General features: G+C 46.9%; 1 pseudogene. It reads right to left on the bottom strand.

What is annotated here, in order from left to right:
* Window positions 1–197: 197 nt before the first annotated feature.
* A pseudogene (locus H6A13_RS13125) lies at window positions 198–439 on the bottom strand (hypothetical protein); the annotation flags it as partial.

The raw sequence follows: 439 nt of genomic DNA on the forward strand, positions 1-439 counted from the left end.
GCTTTTGTAACACTCTGAGAACCAGATATGAAGTGAATTACTCCAAGTATCTGAAGTATCTCACAAAAGTTGCGGATTTGCTATCCGGGTGAATATAAAGCGCTTACATATGATAGCACAGGCGGGGAGAAAATGCCAGAAAAAAGGTCACTGTATCTCATAAATAGATACAATGACCTGTAACCAAAATCCTCTTCCTATTCCGCCTGCTCTCCCGGATCTTCTAAAGCAATCTCCCGGATCCGCTCCTCTGTCTCATCCAAAACTTCCGCAATCTCTGAGATGCTCATTCCTCTGGACAGATTCTTCTGCACCAGTCTGCGCAGCAGTTGCTCTTCACCCTCTGCAAGCCCGATACGCCGGCCTTTCTCAATCCCGGCCTCACGCTCCTGCTGCATATGCCTCTCCTGATCATATTCAAATATACTCATCGCTCTCG

The sequence above is a fragment of the Mordavella massiliensis genome (genome assembly GCF_016902415.1).
GTDB classification, from domain to species: Bacteria; Bacillota; Clostridia; order Lachnospirales; family Lachnospiraceae; genus Merdimonas; species Merdimonas faecigallinarum.